At 43.3% G+C, this 19,422-nt stretch carries 15 protein-coding genes and 2 tRNA genes; 8 read left to right on the top strand and 9 right to left on the bottom strand.

The genetic code is table 11. From position 1 onward, the window contains the following. Nucleotides 1-97: 97 nt before the first annotated feature. Nucleotides 98-3,589: a T9SS type B sorting domain-containing protein gene (locus AC1DV1_RS02445; RefSeq protein ID WP_477354722.1), complete on the top strand. Its 3,492-nt coding sequence runs from the start codon at nt 98-100 to the stop codon at nt 3,587-3,589. Nucleotides 3,590-3,641: 52 nt separating this feature from the next. After that, nucleotides 3,642-6,644 (top strand): gliding motility-associated C-terminal domain-containing protein, encoded by a 3,003-nt coding sequence (locus AC1DV1_RS02440; protein WP_477354719.1) that lies wholly within the window; start codon nt 3,642-3,644, stop codon nt 6,642-6,644. 90 nt (nt 6,645-6,734) lie between these two features. Here the strand turns inward: AC1DV1_RS02440 and AC1DV1_RS02435 are convergent, their stop codons facing one another. Continuing rightward, nucleotides 6,735-7,451: a pyridoxine 5'-phosphate synthase gene (locus AC1DV1_RS02435; RefSeq protein ID WP_477354716.1), complete on the bottom strand. Its 717-nt coding sequence runs from the start codon at nt 7,449-7,451 to the stop codon at nt 6,735-6,737. A gap of 69 nt (nt 7,452-7,520) precedes the next feature. On the opposite strand from AC1DV1_RS02435, the gene AC1DV1_RS02430 reads away from it, so the two are divergent. Both AC1DV1_RS02430 and AC1DV1_RS02425 read left to right on the top strand, forming a co-directional pair. Beyond that, nucleotides 7,521-8,063 carry a hypothetical protein gene (locus tag AC1DV1_RS02430; protein ID WP_477354713.1) on the top strand — a complete coding sequence of 181 codons (543 nt, stop codon included), beginning with the start codon at nt 7,521-7,523 and terminating at the stop codon, nt 8,061-8,063. Next, complete coding sequence (locus tag AC1DV1_RS02425) at nt 8,044-9,042, top strand: polysaccharide deacetylase family protein (protein WP_477354710.1); 999 nt, start codon at nt 8,044-8,046, stop codon at nt 9,040-9,042. Before AC1DV1_RS02430 ends, AC1DV1_RS02425 begins: the two co-directional genes overlap by 20 nt. A gap of 140 nt (nt 9,043-9,182) precedes the next feature. Here the strand turns inward: AC1DV1_RS02425 and AC1DV1_RS02420 are convergent, their stop codons facing one another. Then, nucleotides 9,183-9,749, bottom strand: coding sequence for a hypothetical protein (locus AC1DV1_RS02420; RefSeq protein ID WP_477354707.1), 567 nt, complete (start codon nt 9,747-9,749; stop codon nt 9,183-9,185). An 85-nt stretch (nt 9,750-9,834) separates the two neighbouring features. Continuing rightward, entirely contained in the window at nt 9,835-10,647 is an 813-nt protein-coding gene (gene murQ, locus AC1DV1_RS02415; RefSeq protein WP_477354704.1) for an N-acetylmuramic acid 6-phosphate etherase, read from the bottom strand. A gap of 101 nt (nt 10,648-10,748) precedes the next feature. Between murQ and AC1DV1_RS02410 the strand changes: the two genes are divergently transcribed. After that, complete coding sequence (locus AC1DV1_RS02410) at nt 10,749-12,332, top strand: S41 family peptidase (RefSeq protein ID WP_477354701.1); 1,584 nt, start codon at nt 10,749-10,751, stop codon at nt 12,330-12,332. 201 nt (nt 12,333-12,533) lie between these two features. Here AC1DV1_RS02410 and AC1DV1_RS02405 read toward each other — a convergent pair whose 3' ends face one another. The 3 genes from AC1DV1_RS02405 to era form a co-directional block, all read right to left on the bottom strand. Beyond that, nucleotides 12,534-13,196 (bottom strand): hypothetical protein, encoded by a 663-nt coding sequence (locus AC1DV1_RS02405; protein WP_477354699.1) that lies wholly within the window; start codon nt 13,194-13,196, stop codon nt 12,534-12,536. Nucleotides 13,197-13,394: 198 nt separating this feature from the next. After that, complete coding sequence (gene der, locus AC1DV1_RS02400) at nt 13,395-14,696, bottom strand: ribosome biogenesis GTPase Der (RefSeq protein ID WP_477354696.1); 1,302 nt, start codon at nt 14,694-14,696, stop codon at nt 13,395-13,397. A 146-nt stretch (nt 14,697-14,842) separates the two neighbouring features. Next, on the bottom strand, nt 14,843-15,721 hold the full coding sequence (gene era, locus AC1DV1_RS02395; protein WP_477354693.1) for a GTPase Era: 879 nt from the start codon (nt 15,719-15,721) through the stop codon (nt 14,843-14,845). Nucleotides 15,722-15,865: 144 nt separating this feature from the next. Between era and AC1DV1_RS02390 the strand changes: the two genes are divergently transcribed. Further along, nucleotides 15,866-15,938 (top strand) — tRNA-Met (locus AC1DV1_RS02390). 249 nt (nt 15,939-16,187) lie between these two features. Here the strand turns inward: AC1DV1_RS02390 and AC1DV1_RS02385 are convergent. After that, a tRNA-Val gene (locus tag AC1DV1_RS02385) sits at nt 16,188-16,265 on the bottom strand. Nucleotides 16,266-16,405: 140 nt separating this feature from the next. Then, nucleotides 16,406-16,729 (bottom strand): hypothetical protein, encoded by a 324-nt coding sequence (locus AC1DV1_RS02380; RefSeq protein WP_477354690.1) that lies wholly within the window; start codon nt 16,727-16,729, stop codon nt 16,406-16,408. Between the two features lie 533 nt (nt 16,730-17,262). Between AC1DV1_RS02380 and AC1DV1_RS02375 the strand changes: the two genes are divergently transcribed. Then, the gene (locus AC1DV1_RS02375; RefSeq protein ID WP_147053918.1) at nt 17,263-17,961 is read left to right on the top strand and encodes a ferritin-like domain-containing protein; all 699 of its coding nucleotides are present in this window, start codon (nt 17,263-17,265) and stop codon (nt 17,959-17,961) included. A 13-nt stretch (nt 17,962-17,974) separates the two neighbouring features. Then, nucleotides 17,975-18,856 carry a ferritin-like domain-containing protein gene (locus AC1DV1_RS02370; protein ID WP_477354687.1) on the top strand — a complete coding sequence of 294 codons (882 nt, stop codon included), beginning with the start codon at nt 17,975-17,977 and terminating at the stop codon, nt 18,854-18,856. 65 nt (nt 18,857-18,921) lie between these two features. Here the strand turns inward: AC1DV1_RS02370 and AC1DV1_RS02365 are convergent, their stop codons facing one another. After that, nucleotides 18,922-19,371 carry a thioredoxin family protein gene (locus tag AC1DV1_RS02365; RefSeq protein ID WP_477354684.1) on the bottom strand — a complete coding sequence of 150 codons (450 nt, stop codon included), beginning with the start codon at nt 19,369-19,371 and terminating at the stop codon, nt 18,922-18,924. Between the last annotated feature and the right edge of the window lie 51 nt (nt 19,372-19,422).

Genomic DNA, 19,422 nt, shown 5'->3' with positions numbered 1-19,422 from the left:
AAGGTACGGTTTTACAATATGAGTAACAATTGCGTAATATGATATTGACAAAGCATTTACAGAGATATTTTATATCTTTAACAGACTTATACTTATCATGTTTGCTAAGAAATTTTTACTATTAGTAGTTATTGTGTTTTTGTTAAGCAATTTCTGTTTTGCTGCCACCATTGTAGTAACCAGTAATGCCGATACAGGCCCCGGTACGCTTCGCGAGGCACTCGCTATAGCAGCCGGCAATGGAACAACTGCTCCCGATATCATCCAGTTTAATTTACCCGGCAGTTTGGTATCTGATCGTACTATCAGGTTAAAAAGCCAGTTGCCGTCTATTACCTCTAACATAACTATTGACGGTACTACCCAACCGGGTATTGCATTCGGGGTGTCAAACGCAAAGGTGATTATTGAGCCCGAAACCTCTCCGGTTTATTTTAATGCTTTAAATATTAATGGTGAGGTAAATGCAGGCGGCGCACCGGCCACAAAAATAGCCATCTATGGATTGTACATTCGCAACTTTGCCAAAATTAACAGCTTGGCCACTGCCGACCTTAATCAGGGCTCGGGCCTAATGATGCAGGGAGATGTAAGCGGGGTTATTATAGGAGCGCCCGGTAAAGGGAACGTTTTTTGCGGTAATATTAACGGAATTTATAACACTTCCTATTACTATGCAGCAGGCGCTTCAGATATCCAGATTCAAAGTAATATTATAGGTTTGCTTGATGATGGCTTTACCGCTGCCAGTAACTACACCGGCATTAACCTTACTTTAGATAAAGATGGTTTGATAGGTGGTACAGATGCCGGCATGGGTAATGTGATAGCGGCTAATGTTACCGGTATTAATATAGCGCGGGCTTATTATTACGGGGTAGCCAACACCATAACCATGCAAAACAACAAAATAGGCACCGATTATACCGGCAAGGTTGATTTTAAAAATATCCCGCTTTTGCAGCAAAGCGCTTTCATTAAAGCCTATGGTGTTAATGTTAATTCATCCAATACAACGGTAAATATTACTTCCAATTTAATATCGGGCCAGCGTTATTGCGGTGTTTATATCGAGAACGCCACGTTTAAAATAACAGCAAATAAAATAGGAACAGATATTACGGGAACAAAAGACCTCGGAAATGGCGAGGGTATTCACGCCGGTACAAGTTCGTCTGGTACCATCGGTGGCAGTGCCGTCGCCGATATTAATTATATAGGCTATAACTTTTACGGTATTGAAGCTTTAAACAGCACACATACGCTAATTACGCATAATAGCATTTTTTGCAACAGTGATTATGGTATAAGCGTGGTAAGTAACAATTACAAGGTGCCATTTGTGCAGGTACTTAATTTTAGCGGCGCAGCTGTATCGGGCACTGCAACACCAAATTGCAAGATTGAATTGTTTTTGTCAGACGATTGCGGCAATATATGCCAGGGTAAAACTTCCATAGCTACAGTAACATCAAACGCAAGCGGGGCATGGAGTTATTCGGGTACTTTTAGCAAGGCTGTTATTGCCACAGCTACAGATGCCAATAATAATACTTCGCCCTTTTCGTCATTGGTGATACAGGATAACGATGTGGTTGTAAAAAACTATACCTGTGCTTACCAGGGGAGTGTAACCATACAGCAACCCCGTACCGGGCTATTATTTCACTGGGATAAAAAAGAAACCAATGGCTCATTAACGCCAATAGGAGATACACAGAATATCAAAAACCTGTTGCCCGGCACTTACCAGCTAACTATTCAATACCCGGGTGGCTGTCAAAAAATAACCCAGCTGTTTGAGATAAAAGACCTACGGATAAAAATACAGAATGTAATTGTACCCACGCCACAGTGCCGCCAAAAATCGTTCCCGTTTGATGTGAATTTTACGGGTGGTACAGGTAACGTAACCTTTGCCTGGAAAGATAAGGCGGGCCTGGTAAAATCGACAGATAAGGCCGCCAATTTACCCGAGGGCACTTATACAGTTACTATTTATGACGAGGCCGGTTGCGCAGTTACTTCATCGCCGGCGGTTACTATTAAAGCCAAGCCCGGTCCCGATTATGATCTTTCGACCATGCAGGTTGCCCCCGCGCGTTGTGGTATTGCCGATGGCGGTATCAGCAATATAACAACAACAGTAGGCATTGGCACATTAACCTATAAATGGACAAATGATGCCGGGGTAGTGGTGGCTACTACCAAAAACCTGGCAAAAGTTAAAGGAGGGTACTACACCCTAACGTTATATGACCAAAGCGAATGCAGCCCATATTCAACGCCTTCTATTTTTATCCTGGAAACAAACTCTGTAAATATTAGCGGAGGTGCTATTACTCCCGCCAAATGCGGTGCCAATAATGGTGCAATAACTGGCGTATATGTTCAAAATGCCGACCTGTATCAATGGTACGATCCGCAGGGAAATGCAATGGCTACCAATCAAAACAATTTAGATATTTTTAACCTGGCCGACGGCACTTATCGGCTCAACGCGGTTAATACGGTAACCAAATGCAGTAACGATGGATATTTTACTGTTAACAGGCTAACGCCCGAAGTATTTACCATTAAGAGCCTTACGAGCGTTGCCACCACCTGCGGGTTGAATAACGGGGCTATTAACCTGGAGATTGAAGGAAAAATAATCCCGGTATCGTACCAGTGGTTAAAACAGGATGGTACTTTTATTGGTAGTTCGCCCAGTATAAGCGGTTTAACCGCCGGCTTTTACACGCTTAATTTAACCGATAAATACGGTTGCCCAAGCGTGCTGGTAAACAATTTAGAAGTAAAAGTAACGCCGCTTTTACAGTTTTCGTCGCTAAATAATCCCGTTTCCAATCCCGATCAGTGCGACCAGTTATTTGGAAGCATTACCGGTGTGGATGTAACCGGCGGCGTGCCTCCTTATAAATATACCTGGACTAATATGGATAACAATATTGTCGCCGGTACAGATAAAGAGCTGAAAAATGTAGGCAAGGGCAACTACTCGCTGGTGGTTACCGATAACACCGCATGCGCCATCCCGCTTACAGTTGGGCGCGCAGTTGATAACAATGAGTTTGTGCCCGATCAGCCGGTTGTTAATAATCAACGAATTTGCGATCCGGAAACGGTTACCATCAGTGTACAAAACCCGGTTACCGGCACCTATAAATTGTATGCAGATGCCACAGCTATGCTGCCGCTTTTAACCAATACAACGGGCAGATTCAGTTTAGCGGTTACTGAAACCAGCGATTTTTACATCAGCTATAGTATTGGTACCTGTGAAAGTAACCGTATCCAAACACATATCGAGATTGTACACGTAGATGTTAAGAAGCCAAACTCATTTACGCCCAATGGTGATGGCGTAAACGACTATTGGAAAATTGAAGGGCTTGAAAAATTTCCAGGCTCAGTGGTACAGGTATTTAACCGTTATGGTCAAAAAGTATTCGAATCCAAAGAGTATGTAACCGTATTTGCCGGGAAATTCAATGATCAGCTGCTGCCGCCGGGCGTATATTATTATATTATCAATTTAAATACCCCTTGCAGTCTGCTATCGGGCAGTTTAACCATTATCAGGTAGGATAACTGTTGGATGTGTGTGGGTAGGGGAAAGTCCTAAAGTTTAATAGCAAATGCGTTACAAATACCTGTTTATTGTATTGCTTATATTGTTTTGCCGGCCGGCAACGGCAGCGGTATTTATAGTTACCAGCAATGCCGATAGCGGACCAGGCACTTTGCGCGAAGCCTTAACCTTGGCCGCGGCTAATGGCAGTGCGGAAAAGGATTTTATCAATTTTAATTTACCGGATTTGAGCGAGGCGGGCAGGACGATCATGATTTTTAGCTCATTACCTAATATTTCGTCTGATTTAATAATAGACGGCACAACGCAGCCCGGGAATAAATTTGGAGTTAGCGATGCCAAAATTATAATCGAATCGGGAGGAACAGAAAACTTTTCATGTCTTGTGATTAACAATGAAACGTTCGGTAGCTATATTTCAAATATCGAGATATATGGATTGTATATCCGTAATTTTAAGAAGAAACCACTTTTAAGCTCTGTTGATTATGGCGCAGTTGGCATCCGGGTATTAAGGCAATGCAAAAATCTGGTTATAGGAGCGTTAGGAAAAGGAAATGTGATATGCGGAACTCATATTGCAATAGGTTCCACCCCCGACTCTTATGATGGCATCTTTGAGGGGTCGATAACAGGCGTATCTGTTCAATGTAACATTATAGGTGTCGCCGAAGACGGAAAAACAGCCAATTCAAACTTTACGGGAATTTCGCTTATAATAGAAGGAGGCCAGGCGCTTATTGGCGGTTCACTACCGTCATTGGGGAATATTGTTGCCGCAAATGGCACCGAAATCTTTGCCGGTCAATATCCGGACCCGAGCCGGCCATTTACAACAGGCAACACGGCCATAATTGAAAATAACAGGATAGGGACTGGGGTGGGCGGAACAGAAAGTTACATAACCCATTTTGTTGGCGAAAGCCCCTTGTTCGACCTTAATTACCCCTTTCTTGGCATACAAACTGATCTTAGGGAATGTTTTGTAAGCCTGAAGAATAACATAATATCCGGCCATACCAATAATAATGTTATTATCCGGGCATCCAGATATGAAATCAAGGGGAATAAAATAGGAACAGATATAACCACCACGCTGGATTTGGGTAATGGACGAAATGTATCATTAGAGGAAAATGCTACAGGCATTGTTGGAGGGGATGACGAAGCGGATAAAAACGTTATAGCATTTGGCAAGCAAGGCGCTATTTATGGACAGAGCATGGTTATTAATAAAAACAGCTTTTACTGTAATCAGGATTTTAGTATTAATCAAAATGATAAAACATTTGCCCCGGCTCCTGTAATTAAAAGCGTTACTAATTTGGCTGTTGCCGGCACAGCTAAGCCGGGGGCGTTAATTCAACTGTATTATACGGCGGATTGCACACTGTGCGAAGGTAAAAACTTTATAGCCAAAGTAAATGCCAATACCGATGGAAGCTGGGTATATCATGGAAGTATAACAAGAAGCATAATAGCTACCGCTACTATTGATAATAGCGCAACCTCGGAGTTTTCGGTTCCTTACCTGAATGTTGCCATTAACGAAAGCCAGCAGGAAACAAAAGCAGCCACATGTACCAATGCCGCTGATGGTTATATAAAAAACATCATTATCGAAAATATAGGATCAAATGGCGGTCCCTATACCTATACATGGAGAAATGAAAATGGCGAAACAGTAGGCAACGCGCTGAACCTTGTAAATGTGCCTAAAGGTTTATATACTTTAGAGATTAAAGGAGCATCATGCGGATCGGCATTCACAAATCCAATACCAGTTGGCTCAAAGGAAATTGTTATTGATCTAACCTCCGTTCAAAAATCAAACGCTGGATGCAATAAGGCCAATGGCTCAATTATAGGAATAACAGCGCCACAAGCAACAAAGTTTGAGTGGCGGAATGCCGGCAATAATCTGGTTGGAACAAAGGCCGCTCTGGACGGCGTGCCGGCCGGTACCTATTTCCTTACGGCATCAAATGAATCTGGCTGCAGCAAGACTACCGGCCCCTATGAAATTTTAGAAATTCCCGGTACCGTATTCCCCTCAACCTATACCGTTAATCATATTGACGCCTGTTTCGGCAAAGCAAACGGCGCATTACAAGTAAACCAGGATATCCTGATAAAGGCTGTTAGGTGGGTTAACGCCGCCGGGGTTAACGTTGCCCTGCACCACGGCGCAACAGACTTGCCCGCCGGTGGCTACAAGCTTTATTTAACCGACCAAAATGGTTGCGAAAGTTATTATAACACCTACCGGGTAGATCAGCTGCCCGAATTAAAAGTTACGGATAACGGGCAAACAGGCAACGAACAATGCGGATTGAAAAGCGGTTACGTAAGTAACGTAACGGTTGCCGGGGGATTACCGCCTTATACCTACACCTGGCTTAACGCCAATGGAACATCGATAGGCGCCGCAAACAGCATCTCAAACCTTTCGGCAGGTACCTATACATTAAACATTGCGGATAGTAGATGCGGGAGCATAAATGTTAACTACCAAATTCAAAACATTCCGCAGAATTTGGCAGCGCCATCGGTAAGTGACATCCAGGTTTGCAGTCCGGGGGATGCCATTCTTTTGGTAAACGACGCCGGGGCCGATGTCGTTTACCGTTTATACAACCAGGCTGATAGTGCCTCGCCGTTAACTGAACAAAAAGGCGGGAGGTTTAAAATAGCTGTAACCACCAACCGCAGTTTTTTTGTAAGCCAGGTAAATGGCACCTGCGAAAGTCCAAAAACAGGGGTAAAAGTATCGGTAGGCTTATCTCCGCTCAGCATCGCCAATTCTTTTACCCCCAATGGTGATGGCAGCAACGATTACTGGAAAATCAGCAACATCGAAAGCTACCCTGCCGCCGTGGTACAGGTATTTAACCGCAACGGCCAAAAGCTGTTTGAATCAAAAGGATACACAACACCGTTTAACGGCACCTATAATGGCAAAGCGTTGCCCGTGGGCACCTACTACTACATCATCAACCTGAATAAAAACTGTAACCTGTTGTCGGGCAGCTTAACTATTTTGAGATAATACGGAGGTCAGGAGGCTGAGGCGGGAGGTGTGAAGGGGAAATCCGGTGCCCATTTCAATTCTCAGACCACAGATCACACACCACAGATCTCAGACCAATTGCCTTAAATACATCTGGATGGTATTTTCCAATCCATAATATAATGCATCGCAAATAAGGGCGTGGCCTATGCTTACTTCATCCAAAGCAGGTATGTTTTCGGCAAAGTATTTCAGGTTGTGCAGGTCAAGATCATGCCCGGCGTTAATGCCCAGGCCAGCCTCGTGTGCTACCTTCGCGGCTTCAATATATGGCGCTATGGCCAGTTCTTTCCCCTGGTGATAATGGGTGGCATACCCTTCCGTATAAAGCTCAATACGGTCGGTGCCGGTTTTGGCGGCTCCTTCAACCATTTTGGCAACCGGGTCAACAAAAATAGATACACGGATGCCGGCTTCTTTAAAAACGGCTATCATATCGGTTAAGTAATGGTAGTTGGTAATGGTGTCCCAGCCATGGTTAGATGTTATTTGCCCTGATACATCAGGTACCAGGGTTACCTGCTCTGGTTTGTTGGCCAGTACCAGGTCAATAAACTTTTGTTCCTGGCAGTTACCTTCAATATTAAACTCGGTGGTAACTATTCCTTTCAGATCAAAAACGTCCTGGTAGCGGATGTGCCTTTCATCGGGACGAGGATGCACGGTGATTCCCTGTGCCCCAAAACGTTCGCAATCTTTGGCAACCTGTACCAAATCGGGGTTGTTACCACCGCGCGAATTACGCAGGGTGGCTATTTTATTGATATTGACAGATAAACGGGTCATAGGGCAAAGTTAATACATCATTTATATATAAATAAACCTATTATTAAGGGATAAGTTTATATTTAAATCATGAAATGGAAACCTGCAATTGCCGAGCTGGCCATACTGTTAGGCATATTCATGCTCGCTACAGCATTTTCATTGTTGTTTACCAGCGCGCTGTTTAGCAATGCAGCCCTTGATATTAACCTGCATGACACCTACTTTGTAGGTGAGTTTTCCTGGTGGATAATTACACTCCCGCCGTTTTTTGTGTTAGTGGTATTGGTTTATTTGACACGGGCTATAGCCGGTCGTTTTACTAACAGGATGGTGAACGTGGTACTCTCGGCCGGACTTTTTTTTAATGTTTTGCTGTTATTAAAGGTTTATAAAAGTTTATTAGCGATTGAAAATATGATAATGTCGTCCGCTTCAGGTAGCGTCACCCTGTACCCTCCATTATCAGCGTTAAAAGATGTTCAAAAGCCGGTAAAGCACATCCAGGAATCCGCACCTTTCAGCCACGTTATATTTATTATTTTAATCGTTGTTTTAGTTTTACTGGTTACATGTTCTGTATTGACCGGCAAAAACTGGAATGTTAATAAACATGAATTACAAAAGTTTTAGATCGATCGCCCTCGCTTTTTTATTTTTTATATGCCTATGCAAAAAGGCCAATGCCCAGGCTATCTATCGCAAAATAGAAAACTATAAAGCCTTTTACGGTTGGGCGCACCATTATCCGCAGGATTGGATGATTATCCGCTCGTTTGAAAACGAGGGTAAAAGCTATTACCTGCTGATAAATCCTCAAACCCTGGAAACAAAAATTGAAGAGCCCAATTTTTACCAGGTAAAGCCAATGAGCCTAACCGATGCCCGTACTTTTTTTAAAAATACACCTTACCAAAAGGCGTTGCGCAAAGCCGAAAAACAATCGGTATCCATACAGGATGCGGGCATTGAAAGCGGGGTGCCAAAAGAAACAGGCATCAGCCTTACAGCCGACCTTTGCCCATCGCACCGGCCATTGGATAAACGTATTTTTACAGATATTTTCAACGAGTTTAAAAAAGTAGAGCGGCCCGTGCCTGTGGCTTTGTCGGTAACAGGCATCTGGATGCGCCAGCACCCGCAGGACCTGGAATGGCTTAAGCAAATGCAGGCTAAACACGAAATTTACATCACCTGGATAAATCATTCCTTTAACCATCGCGTAAGCCTGAAAGCACCGCTTAAGGAAAACTTTTTGCTGGAACCGGGTACCGATATCAGCTATGAAGTGTTGGAAACAGAAAAGGCCATGCTCAAAAACGGACTGTTACCATCGGTGTTCTTCAGGTTCCCCGGTTTGGTGTCTGATCAGCAATTGGTTTACAAGATAACCGATTTTGGGTTGATTCCGGTCGGAACGGATGCCTGGCTGGCCAAAGGTCAGCAACCCCAGTCCGGTAGTATTGTGCTGATACATGGCAACGGCAACGAACCTACCGGCGTTAACGATTTTATTAAGCTGCTGCAATCAAAAACCCAGGCCATAGCCAACAAGCAATGGCTGCTATATGACCTGCGCGAGAGTGTAGGCGAGGAGTTTGAAGGGCAATAGGCTTCGCTAAGCAATAAAAGTGTGGTGGTTTTGTTGCTATTTGTTATTTATAAAGAGACTCGATTTTTGCTATTCACTTGTAGCAGCACTACAAAAAAGTCTTAATTCTTGATTCTTACCTCTTGACTCTTTCCCCGAAGCTAATTCAGTCTCCTCACCATCTGCTCCTCAACCTTTTTAAACACCTGAATGGGTTTAAGGCTGCGCCAGCCCAGATCATCTAACTGGCCGCCAAAGTTGATGTAGTAATCAATGTTATTGCGTTTAAATTCGTCAATCACATGCTCGCGGAAGTTGATGCCTGCTATCCAGCCATCTTCAACATCCTGAAACCACTCTTCGTAATAGCAATCATCTGATGAGTGAAAGTTGAGGATGTTTTCGCCTATCAGTATAAAATGGTTAATGCCGTTATCAATCATCAACTCCAGTATCTCGCGTTTCAGCATCATGATGTCATTATTAATGGCATCATTCCACTCGCCTATAAACTCAATAATGGTATAGCCTTTTTCATAATCGGCATACAGTACTTTCATGTACAGCGTATTGGAGCCAAACGAATCCCATTGCGGATGCAACAAGTAGTTGTACACCTGCTTATCAAACTCAAACTCACTATACTCCGTAGCATAAAAAGGCGAATATTCGTCTTCGGCTGCTATGTAATCATCCCTCCAGCGGTAATATGGTTCTATCTCGTGCATTGTTCTTTCACATTTTTTGTCTGAACCAGAATTTTCAGAATTTAAGAATTAACTGAATCCCATTCATTTTCAAATTCTCAAATCTTCAAATTGCAGGCTTATAATTATCAACGGCAGCTCTTACGCTGCCATATTTTTTTAGCAGGGTGGCGGCTTCGGCTTCGGCAAGGCCCGTTTCGTCCATTACCATGTGGGTGCCGCGGTCAATCAGTTTATCATTACTTAACTGCATATCAACCATTTTATTCCCTTTTACCTTTCCCAGCTGAATCATTACACTGGTGCTCAGCATATTTAAAACCAATTTTTGGGCAGTGCCGGCCTTCATCCGGGTCGATCCGGTTAAAAACTCGGGCCCGGTAACTACTTCAACCGGGTATTGTGCAACGGCCGCAACCGGGCTTCCGCTATTGCAAACTATACAGCCGGTAACCATATTATGGCTGTTGGCCGCTTTAAGGCCGCCAATTACATAGGGTGTAGTGCCCGATGCGGCAATACCAACCACTACGTCTTTTTCGGTTACGTTATACTCCAACAGGTTGTGCCAGGCAAGTTCGGTATTGTCTTCGGCAAATTCAACCGCTTTTCTAATTGCGCCGTCGCCACCGGCTATCAGCCCAACTACCATATCAAACGGAACACCAAATGTTGGCGGGCACTCTGATGCATCAACTACGCCAAGGCGGCCACTGGTACCGGCGCCAATGTAAAAAAGGCGGCCGCCTTGCTTCATCCTTTCGGCAGTTATAGTGGCAAGTGCCTCAATCTGGGGCAATGCTTTGGCAACAGCCAACGGTACGGTTTGGTCTTCCCGGTTTATGTTTTCCAGGATTTCTTTTACCGATTGCAACTCCAGGTTTTTATAATGCGATTCCCTTTCGGTGGTACGTTCCATTAATTTTTAATAATTTATAACAAAATTCGTTAAAAAACATCAAATGCAAGGCTGCCGATAAAAATTATTGGCAACGCATTGATTAACTTTGTTTGCTGAATATGAAAAAGACTGCGGGTGTAATTTTCAGGACGTTGATCCTGTTGCTGGTGGGGATTACTATTGGATTGTACATTAGTAGGAACAATGGCGACCGTAACCTTGGCTTTTCATTTTCTGGCGACGATAAACTATCTAAAGTGCTAACCCTGGTTGGCGAAAGTTATGTGGATAGTGTAAATGTTGACAGTATTGAAGGCGCATCCATCAACGAGCTGCTGCAAAATCTCGATCCGCATTCGCTTTACCTGCCACCGCAGCAGGCACAAAACATCAACGAACGTTTAGAAGGCGGTTTTAACGGCATCGGTATTGAATACCAGTTGCTGCGCGATACGCTGATAATTACCCAGGTATACGCCGGAGGGCCGGCAGCCAAAGCGGGCTTGCCCGTGGGTAGCAAGGTTGTTAATGTTGATCATAAAAAATTCTCGGGCACCAAACTAACGGCCGATAGGGTTAATAATATTTTCAGAGGCGAAAAAGATGCCACCATTGTAATGGATGTGGCAAACGCCGATGGCAAAGGCACCAGGGCATTTGCCATGAAACGTGGCCGGGTTGATATAAGCAGTGTAAACGCGGCGTATATGGCCAATACCAATACCGGCTATATTAAAATAAGCAAATTTGCCGCTACTACAGATGTTGATTTCCGCACGGCGCTTAAAAAACTTAAGGTTGATGGCATGAATAAGCTGGTGCTTGATTTGCGGGGCAATGGTGGCGGTTACCTAAGCGCGGCAACATCAATGGCCGACGAGTTTTTGGGTAAAGGCAAGCTGATTGTATACACCCAGGGCGTTCACGAGCCCCGCACCGATTATTTTGCTACCGACTCGGGTGCATTTCAGCAAGGAAAGATTACTGTGCTGATAGATGAATATTCGGCATCGGCAAGCGAGATACTGGCCGGGGCCTTGCAAGATTTGGATAGGGCCACCATTGTTGGCCGCCGCTCGTTTGGTAAAGGACTGGTACAGCAACAATTTCCGTTTGGCGATGGCTCGGCCATTAACTTAACCGTGGCAAGGTACTATACACCATCGGGCAGGTCGATACAAAAATCATACAAAGAGGGCGTAAGCAGCTACCGGAATGAGCTGGCCCAGCGCATGCAAAAAGGCGAACTGTTTTCTGAACAGAGTAACCGGAACGACACGGTTTTCAAAGGATCGTCATACCATACCTCAGGTGGGCGCAAAGTTTACAGTGGCGGCGGCATTATGCCCGATGTTTTTGTGCCTGCTGATACATCACAAAACACCCAGGTTGTGCAAAACCTTGGCGAACTGCAACTGTTTTCGGCCTATGTGATTGATAAAATGCAAGCCTTACTTGGCAACTACAACACCGGCGAAGATTTTATGAAACATTACATCGTTAGCGATGATGATTACCGCAATTTTATACTATACTCATCACATACCTTAAAAGAGATGGATTCGCGCGAGTTGTTGCAATCAAGAGATTACATCAAAAGCATCCTGAAAGCCAGCGCAGCCCGGTTTAAATGGGGCGATAACGCCTTTCAGGAAGTGATGAACACCAATGATGTGGCTTATAAAAAAGCATTGGAACAGTAGGGGTGGATGTGCAGATTTCAAATGTGCAGATGCATTAGTGTAATTTTTAGCTATCGTTTGTTTTAAATTGCTGTCAGGAGAGCTATGCCGCTTCAGATGTGTAGGTAAAATGACAACGTCACGACCTGTTCAATCATCATACAATTAAAAACGCATCTGCATATCTGCACATTTGAAATCTGCACATCTGATACCAGCATTTCAATTCCGGCTTTTGTTTAAAGTAAGTATGCCGTTATTGTAAAATAATAGTTTGGCGTTATCATCCTGTACAATGGCAAAAGGATAGTCGTGGTTTGCGGGGGTAACCCGCCATGCTTTTATCAACTGGCCGTGCGAATCGGGACTGATATCATAATAGCCAAATTCGGCAGCCAGGCATGAGTCGGCTATTTTTTGGTTAACCGAATAAGAATCTTTCAAAGCAGCCTGTACAAACAAATAACGTAGTTGGGGCAATGTTGTGCGTGGCGTTGTGCCCAATGTTACATTGCCATATATGTACCCGCTGGTAGTATAATAAATGCCGTTGTTAAAATGATAACCTACCTGGGCAAATAGTATGGGCAAATCATTGCGGTATTGCTGCGCAATTACGTGCTGAAGCACGTGCATGGGCCCATTGGTGGTAATGGTATCGTTTAAAATTGCCCTTGTTACAACAAGGTTATTGGTAGCAATATGGTTATCCGTTAACAACTTTAACGAGGCCGTCAGTTCGGGTTTATTCGTATCAGCATAATCGCGCTGGACACGACTGATGCAGCCGTTATCATTTTGCACCCCGGTCAGGGTCGATTTTTTACAGGATGAGCCAAGGGCCAATGCCACCAAAGCAACGCAGGACAATTTTTTAGCAAACATAACAGCTTAAGGTTTAGCTATATTACGCGTGCAAGACCTTAAACGATACAAAATTTTAGATTTTTGTGTGCCGAAAAGAAAATGTGCAGATGTGCAAATTTCAGATGTGCAGATGTTTTTGTTTAGATAGCTGACCGAGTAACATTGCTATTGCTCATCCGCACATCTTGAATCTGAAATCTGCACATCTGCAAGGTTTTATTTCTGCCTAAACCATACTTGAATCGGCGCTCCGCTGAACTCAAAATTTTCCCTTAGCTTGTTTTCAATAAAGCGATAGTAAGGCTCTTTAACATACTGCGGCAAATTACAGAAGAAAGCGAACATGGGCGATGAACCTGCAATTTGGGTAATGTATTTAATTTTTACGTATTTGCCTTTGATGGATGGCGGCGGATAGTTTTCGATGATAGGCAGCATTACCTCATTCAGTTTGGAGGTAGCTATTTTACGGGCGCGGTTTTGGTAAACCTGGTTGGCCACGTCAATTACCTTTAACACACGTTGCTTTTCGGTAACGGATGTAAATACGATGGGTACATCCGTAAATGGTGCAATCTTCTCGCGGATCATCTCTTCAAAAACCTTAACGGTTTTGTTGTTTTTCTCAATTAAATCCCACTTATTCACCACAACCATGATGCCTTTTTTATTTTTTTCGGCCAGGTGGAAGATATTGATATCCTGCGATTCGATACCTTCAACAGCATCAATCATTAAAATAATTACGTCGGCTTCTTCTAAAGCCTTTATAGTACGCATTACCGAGTAAAACTCGATGTTTTCTTTAACCTTGGTTTTTTTACGCATCCCGGCAGTATCAATCAGCATAAAATCATGCCCATACTGGTTGTAGTGGATGTGGATAGAATCGCGGGTGGTACCGGCAATCGGGGTTACTATGTTGCGGTCTTTACCTATTAGGGAATTGATGATAGATGATTTGCCCACATTCGGACGGCCTACGATGGCGTATTTAGGGCGGGTGTTTTCTTCAAGTACTTCGTCGTCAAAATGCTTTACAACTTCGTCAAGCAGCTCACCTGTGCCAGAACCAGTCATGGATGAGATGCTGTAGATCTCGCCCAGGCCCAGGCTATAAAACTCGGTAGCATCAGATAATAGCGCGTTGTTATCCAGTTTGTTTACTACCACAAAAACCGGTTTTTTGCTTTTGCGCAGCATGGTGGCAATTTCATCGTCAAGGTCGGTAATGCCTGTGGTAACATCAACCATAAACAAAATAACCGATGCTTCTTCAATGGCAATTTCAACCTGCTCACGAATGGCAGCCTCAAAAATATCAGCAGAGTTGGCTACATAGCCGCCTGTATCAATTACGGTAAACTGGTGGTCGGTCCATTCAGAAACACCGTAGTGCCTGTCGCGGGTTACGCCGCTAAAATCGTCAACAATGGCTTTGCGGGTTTCGGTTAAGCGATTATATAAAGTTGATTTGCCTACGTTAGGGCGGCCAACTATGGCTACTATGTTACTCATGCTTTTAAATTAGAGTCAAGAATCAAGAACCAAGAGTCAAGATTTATGCAAATCTATCTATCTTAAAATTCCTGTTCTATATATAAATGAAATTTTATTAAAGGGTCAAGACAAAATCTTGATTCTTGACTCTTGATTCTTTCGGTCTATGATTCGTATCCGAATTTTTTAAGGTAATTTTTTTTGCTGCGCCAGTCGGGAATCACTTTTACAAACATCTCCAGGAAAATTTTCTTCTGAAAAAACTCTTCCATATCGCGGCGGGCATAGGTGCCTACTATTTTTAGCATGCTGCCGCCCTGGCCAATAATGATGTTTTTTTGCGAATCGCGCTCTACAATAATTTCAGCGCTGATGCGGTGCAGCTTTTCTCCTTCAACAAAAGCGGTTACAATTACTTCGGCGCTGTAAGGGATCTCTTTCTTGTATTGTTTAAGCAATTGTGCGCGGATCATCTCTGAAGCAAAGAAGCGGTCGTTCCTGTCCGTAAGCTGGTCCTTTTCATAATAGGCCGGGTGTTCGGGCAAATTGCCGATCACAAAATCCATAATGGCTTTAATATTATGACCCAGCAACGCCGATATAGCGAAAATGGCTTTAGGGTTTAACTTCTCCTGCCAAAACTCCACTTTCTTTTTTACGGTTTCCTCGTCGCTTTGGTCAATCTTGTTAATAAGCACAGCAATTGGCGCCAGCGAACCTTCCAGTTTTTTTAAAACGTCGGTTTCGTCAAACTCCTCGTAAATATCGGTAACCAGCAAAATCAGGTCGGCATCAACAATTGATCCGTCTACCTGGTGCATCATACTTTCGTGCAATGCGTAATGTGGCTTGATAACCCCGGGCGTATCCGAAAATACAATCTGGTAGCTATCATCGTTAACAATTCCCAAAATACGGTGCCTGGTGGTTTGCGCTTTTGGGGTGATAATTGACATTTTTTCGCCAACAAGGGCGTTCATAAGGGTTGATTTCCCGGCATTGGGCTTACCAATTATACTTACAAAACCTGCCTGGTGACTCATATAAAAATAATTAAAAATATATTTGGACTGCAAAGAAACGAATTATATCTTTGCAGTCCAATTAAAACGGAGTGCAAAATTGCATTTTGACAATTGGAAGCATCTTTCCGAGGTTATGACGGAATGCAATATATACCAATACAGTGCGGGATGGAGCAGTTGGTAGCTCGTCGGGCTCATAACCCGAAGGTCGTAGGTTCGAGTCCTGCTCCCGCTACATCGAAAATGAAAGCCTCAAGTTGAAAAATTTGAGGCTTTTTTCGTTTGTGGCGTGCTGTTAAAGTTGTCGAGGTGGTTTGGTTTCTATGGCAAAACAAATACTTTTTTTTCCGACTGATCCCTTTCCGACTGATCCCTTTTTTTATTCCTCACAAAAGTTCTGCTTGATCCCTCATTTGCACGCACATTAACAGGATAGTTAGAGGCAACAAAAAACCCCTTAGATTATCTCTAAGAGGCTTTTAAATGGTGGGAGTTACTGGGTTCGAACCAGTGACCCTCTGCTTGTAAGGCAGATGCTCTGAACCAGCTGAGCTAAACTCCCTTTTTTGCTTCGGTTGATCTTTTAATCAACCCCCTTGCGTTTGGGTCTGCAAATATAGAATCTTTGATCTATTCTTCAAAAAATATTTTACAATTTATTTTAAGACGCTATAAAATAGGGTGTTGTGTTTTCGAGGTCACTTAATTCGACTTTACATCGCTATAAGTTGCCCCCGGTCGGGGGTCCTCGGGGAATATTTCCATCCCGGGATCTTCAACGTATTCGGCATACCATTGTATGGCATCTACCAGGTCAAGTGCATCGTCTGCGGCTATATTTATGGTTTCAAAAGCATATAGTTTACCGTTGGCATAGCCGTATAACTGAATTTCATTGTCATCAGGACTAAAACTTTCTTCATCAAGGCAAAATACCCTTACCTTCAAACGGGTATCCCGTGAATGAATAATATCCCGGCAAGGATTTTTAGGGTCGGTTGCCAATAAATAAACGTTATGGTCCATAAAAAGCTTAACAATGTTTAAGGTTTATGGTTTCTGCAATGTTCATTTATATTAAAAATAGCAAGCCTTATAGTATGGTGTTAAAAAGAGTATACCGGCTTATTTGCCAGTGCATTGAGTAAAACGTCTACATATTTAGGGGAAGTATTTCTACAAAGCGCGAAAGTTGTAAAATAAAAGGGGGCAATTTAGGTGTTTTAAGCCCTTTTTATGTTTGGCATTGGATTTGAACTCAGTATTATACCCTTCTCAAAGGGTTGTTTTTCATAGGTAGATGTAGGGCTAAAAAAACTGCGAGAGTTTTTTTAGCCTTTTTTAATTAAACGGCTTTCCATCCATATATCACAGCAATAAACCCCCGATTGCTCGCTACATTATCAGATTCGATTTAATCTCGACAATTAACCAATAGTAAAATACTCTAATTCAGAGTAGATTATTGTCAATGTTTTACAATCCACTGAGTTTCTATCAGCGTATGTCCTCTTATAAACGGATTGTAAACTTATCGAATCATTTTAAACATTTACTTTATGAAAACAGAATCACAAGAAAGCATATCAGGAGCAAATATCGCCCGGCGGTCGTTCCTGCGTTATGCGGGTGTGGGTATTGCTGCGGCAGGTTTGTTGGCTACCGCCTCATGTACCAAAGACCATCCTATTATTACAACCAACAAAGGAATTGACATTGGCGCTACCGGAGATTTAGCTATCCTGAACTATGCTTACGCGCTGGAGCAACTGGAAGCTGCATTCTACACCCAGGTTGTTTTAACACCGTATTCCGGCATTCCTGCAAACGAACTGGCACTGCTAACATCAATCCGCGACCATGAAATTTTGCATCGCGAATTTTTTAAAGCCGCCCTGGGCGCAAATGCTATCCCGGCTTTGACGGTTGATTTTAGCAGTATCAATTTTAAAGACAGGGCCGCAACACTTGGCGCTGCAAAAGCTTTTGAAGATACAGGCGTAACCGCTTACGACGGGGCCGGCTACTTAATAGGCGGCGGTGCGTATCTTACCTTGGCAGGAAAAATTGTTTCTGTTGAGGCAAGGCACGCTGCATTAATAAGCAATTTACTGGTACGCGGCTCATTCGCGGCTTCAGACCAGGTTGATGCCAATGGGCTAAACAAATCGGCATCAATTGCCGAGGTATTGAAAATTGCCAATACTTACCTGAAAACAAAAGTGAGTGCATCAAATTACAATTACGTAGCAGCTTAAACCAACGAACGCCATGAATTTATTCAATATAGTAGAGGAAATAGAAAAAATAGATCCGGATTTTAGTGATAAGGTAAACCCTCGTCGCGCTGCGATCAAAAACATAACCAGTTTTGGTTCAAAAGTAGCTATGGCTGCGGTACCTTTTGCTTTTGGTACCATGATTAAAAGGGCGGTGGCTCAAACAGCAGTACCATCAGTTGTTGACATTTTGAACTACGCGTTAACACTGGAATACCTGGAGTCTGGCTTTTATAATGCAGGTGTTGCCGCGCCAGGATTGATTCCGGCAGCAGACCTGGCTTATATTAAAGATATTCAGGATGATGAAAACAATCACGTAACGTTTTTAACAAATGTGATCAAATCTGTAGGTGGTACGCCTGCAACTGCTCCTACGGTAGATTTTACAGCCGGTAACGGATCGGGCAATGGGCCGTTTAAGGGCTTGTTTACTGCTGGTAACTACACCTCGCTTTTTCTTAAAGTAGCACTTGCTTTTGAAGATACCGGTGTACGCGCCTATAAAGGGCAGGCCGAAAATATATTAGGTAACAAATCAAAAGTAACGGCCGATTTGTACAAAACAGTTTTAACTTCTGCATTGTCTATCCATGCTGTTGAAGCCCGTCACGCGTCTGCTGTACGCTCTCTTTTAGGCGTTACGCCGTGGATTACCAGCACAGCATCAAAAGGTAATGATACCGGAGTTTCGTTGGTTGATGGCAACTACGATGGCGAACAAAATGTTACCCAGGGTGGTGTTGATGTAACTACATTGAAAAACGCTTCGGGCGGCAGCACCTCTGTAGCTGTTGCAACCGCATCATTTGATGAGCCGTTAAGTATGAGCCAGGTGCTTGCGCTGTTGGTGGGCTCGTTTATTGTAAAATAAAGTTGATAAATAAGGGTGTAAAATGCCGGGCAGTTTTCGTAATTGTCCGGCTTTTTTGTGTCTCGTTATTTATTAAGGCCTTGTGCACCAAATTTAATCAGTTCATCGGGCTTTATAAAGCCAACCGTACCATAAACGGCCTTGCCTTTTGAGTTGAGTATAATTAGGGTTGGGTAGGCTCGCAGGCCCCAGGCGGCGGCGAGTTGCGGGCCATCGCCTTTCTCCATATCAATGGCAACGTTTATAAAGTTGCTGTTAAAAAACTCGGCCACCTTACTGTTTTTAAAAGTGGTTGCCTTTAACATTTTGCAGGGGCCGCACCAACTGGCGTAGGCATCAACAAAAATATATTTGTTTTTGGCACTGGCCTGTTTAATAGCCTCGCCGAGCGAGTTTTCGATAAAATTTATCTGGCCCCCGGTTTTCACGTCCTGTGCAGTGRCACGCCCGGCCCCTAAAAATGCAAGCACAAATATTGATATAATAAAACGAGGCAGATTGTGTACTTGTTTCATAATGTTTAACTAATTATAGCGCCAATAAAAATAGCACATATAAACCTTAAA

It is taken from the genome of Mucilaginibacter sp. P4_D1 (assembly GCF_056401935.1).
The sequence above is the reverse complement of the archived record's forward strand: the minus strand, read 5'-3'. Positions and strand labels throughout refer to the sequence as shown.

What these genes read in the sequence shown, in the direction of transcription:
- AC1DV1_RS02405 (WP_477354699.1), bottom strand. Translation starts at nt 13,196, where the DNA reads ATGTTTGCTAAAAAATTGTCCTGCGTTGCTTTGGTGGCATTGGCCCTT.
- AC1DV1_RS02420 (WP_477354707.1), bottom strand. Translation starts at nt 9,749, where the DNA reads ATGCACGAGATAGAACCATATTACCGCTGGAGGGATGATTACATAGCA.
- AC1DV1_RS02410 (WP_477354701.1), top strand. Translation starts at nt 10,749, where the DNA reads ATGAAAAAGACTGCGGGTGTAATTTTCAGGACGTTGATCCTGTTGCTG.
- AC1DV1_RS02425 (WP_477354710.1), top strand. Translation starts at nt 8,044, where the DNA reads ATGAATTACAAAAGTTTTAGATCGATCGCCCTCGCTTTTTTATTTTTT.
- der (WP_477354696.1), bottom strand. Translation starts at nt 14,696, where the DNA reads ATGAGTAACATAGTAGCCATAGTTGGCCGCCCTAACGTAGGCAAATCA.
- era (WP_477354693.1), bottom strand. Translation starts at nt 15,721, where the DNA reads ATGAGTCACCAGGCAGGTTTTGTAAGTATAATTGGTAAGCCCAATGCC.
- AC1DV1_RS02380 (WP_477354690.1), bottom strand. Translation starts at nt 16,729, where the DNA reads ATGGACCATAACGTTTATTTATTGGCAACCGACCCTAAAAATCCTTGC.
- AC1DV1_RS02430 (WP_477354713.1), top strand. Translation starts at nt 7,521, where the DNA reads ATGAAATGGAAACCTGCAATTGCCGAGCTGGCCATACTGTTAGGCATA.
- AC1DV1_RS02440 (WP_477354719.1), top strand. Translation starts at nt 3,642, where the DNA reads ATGCGTTACAAATACCTGTTTATTGTATTGCTTATATTGTTTTGCCGG.
- AC1DV1_RS02375 (WP_147053918.1), top strand. Translation starts at nt 17,263, where the DNA reads ATGAAAACAGAATCACAAGAAAGCATATCAGGAGCAAATATCGCCCGG.
- murQ (WP_477354704.1), bottom strand. Translation starts at nt 10,647, where the DNA reads ATGGAACGTACCACCGAAAGGGAATCGCATTATAAAAACCTGGAGTTG.
- AC1DV1_RS02445 (WP_477354722.1), top strand. Translation starts at nt 98, where the DNA reads ATGTTTGCTAAGAAATTTTTACTATTAGTAGTTATTGTGTTTTTGTTA.
- AC1DV1_RS02370 (WP_477354687.1), top strand. Translation starts at nt 17,975, where the DNA reads ATGAATTTATTCAATATAGTAGAGGAAATAGAAAAAATAGATCCGGAT.
- AC1DV1_RS02435 (WP_477354716.1), bottom strand. Translation starts at nt 7,451, where the DNA reads ATGACCCGTTTATCTGTCAATATCAATAAAATAGCCACCCTGCGTAAT.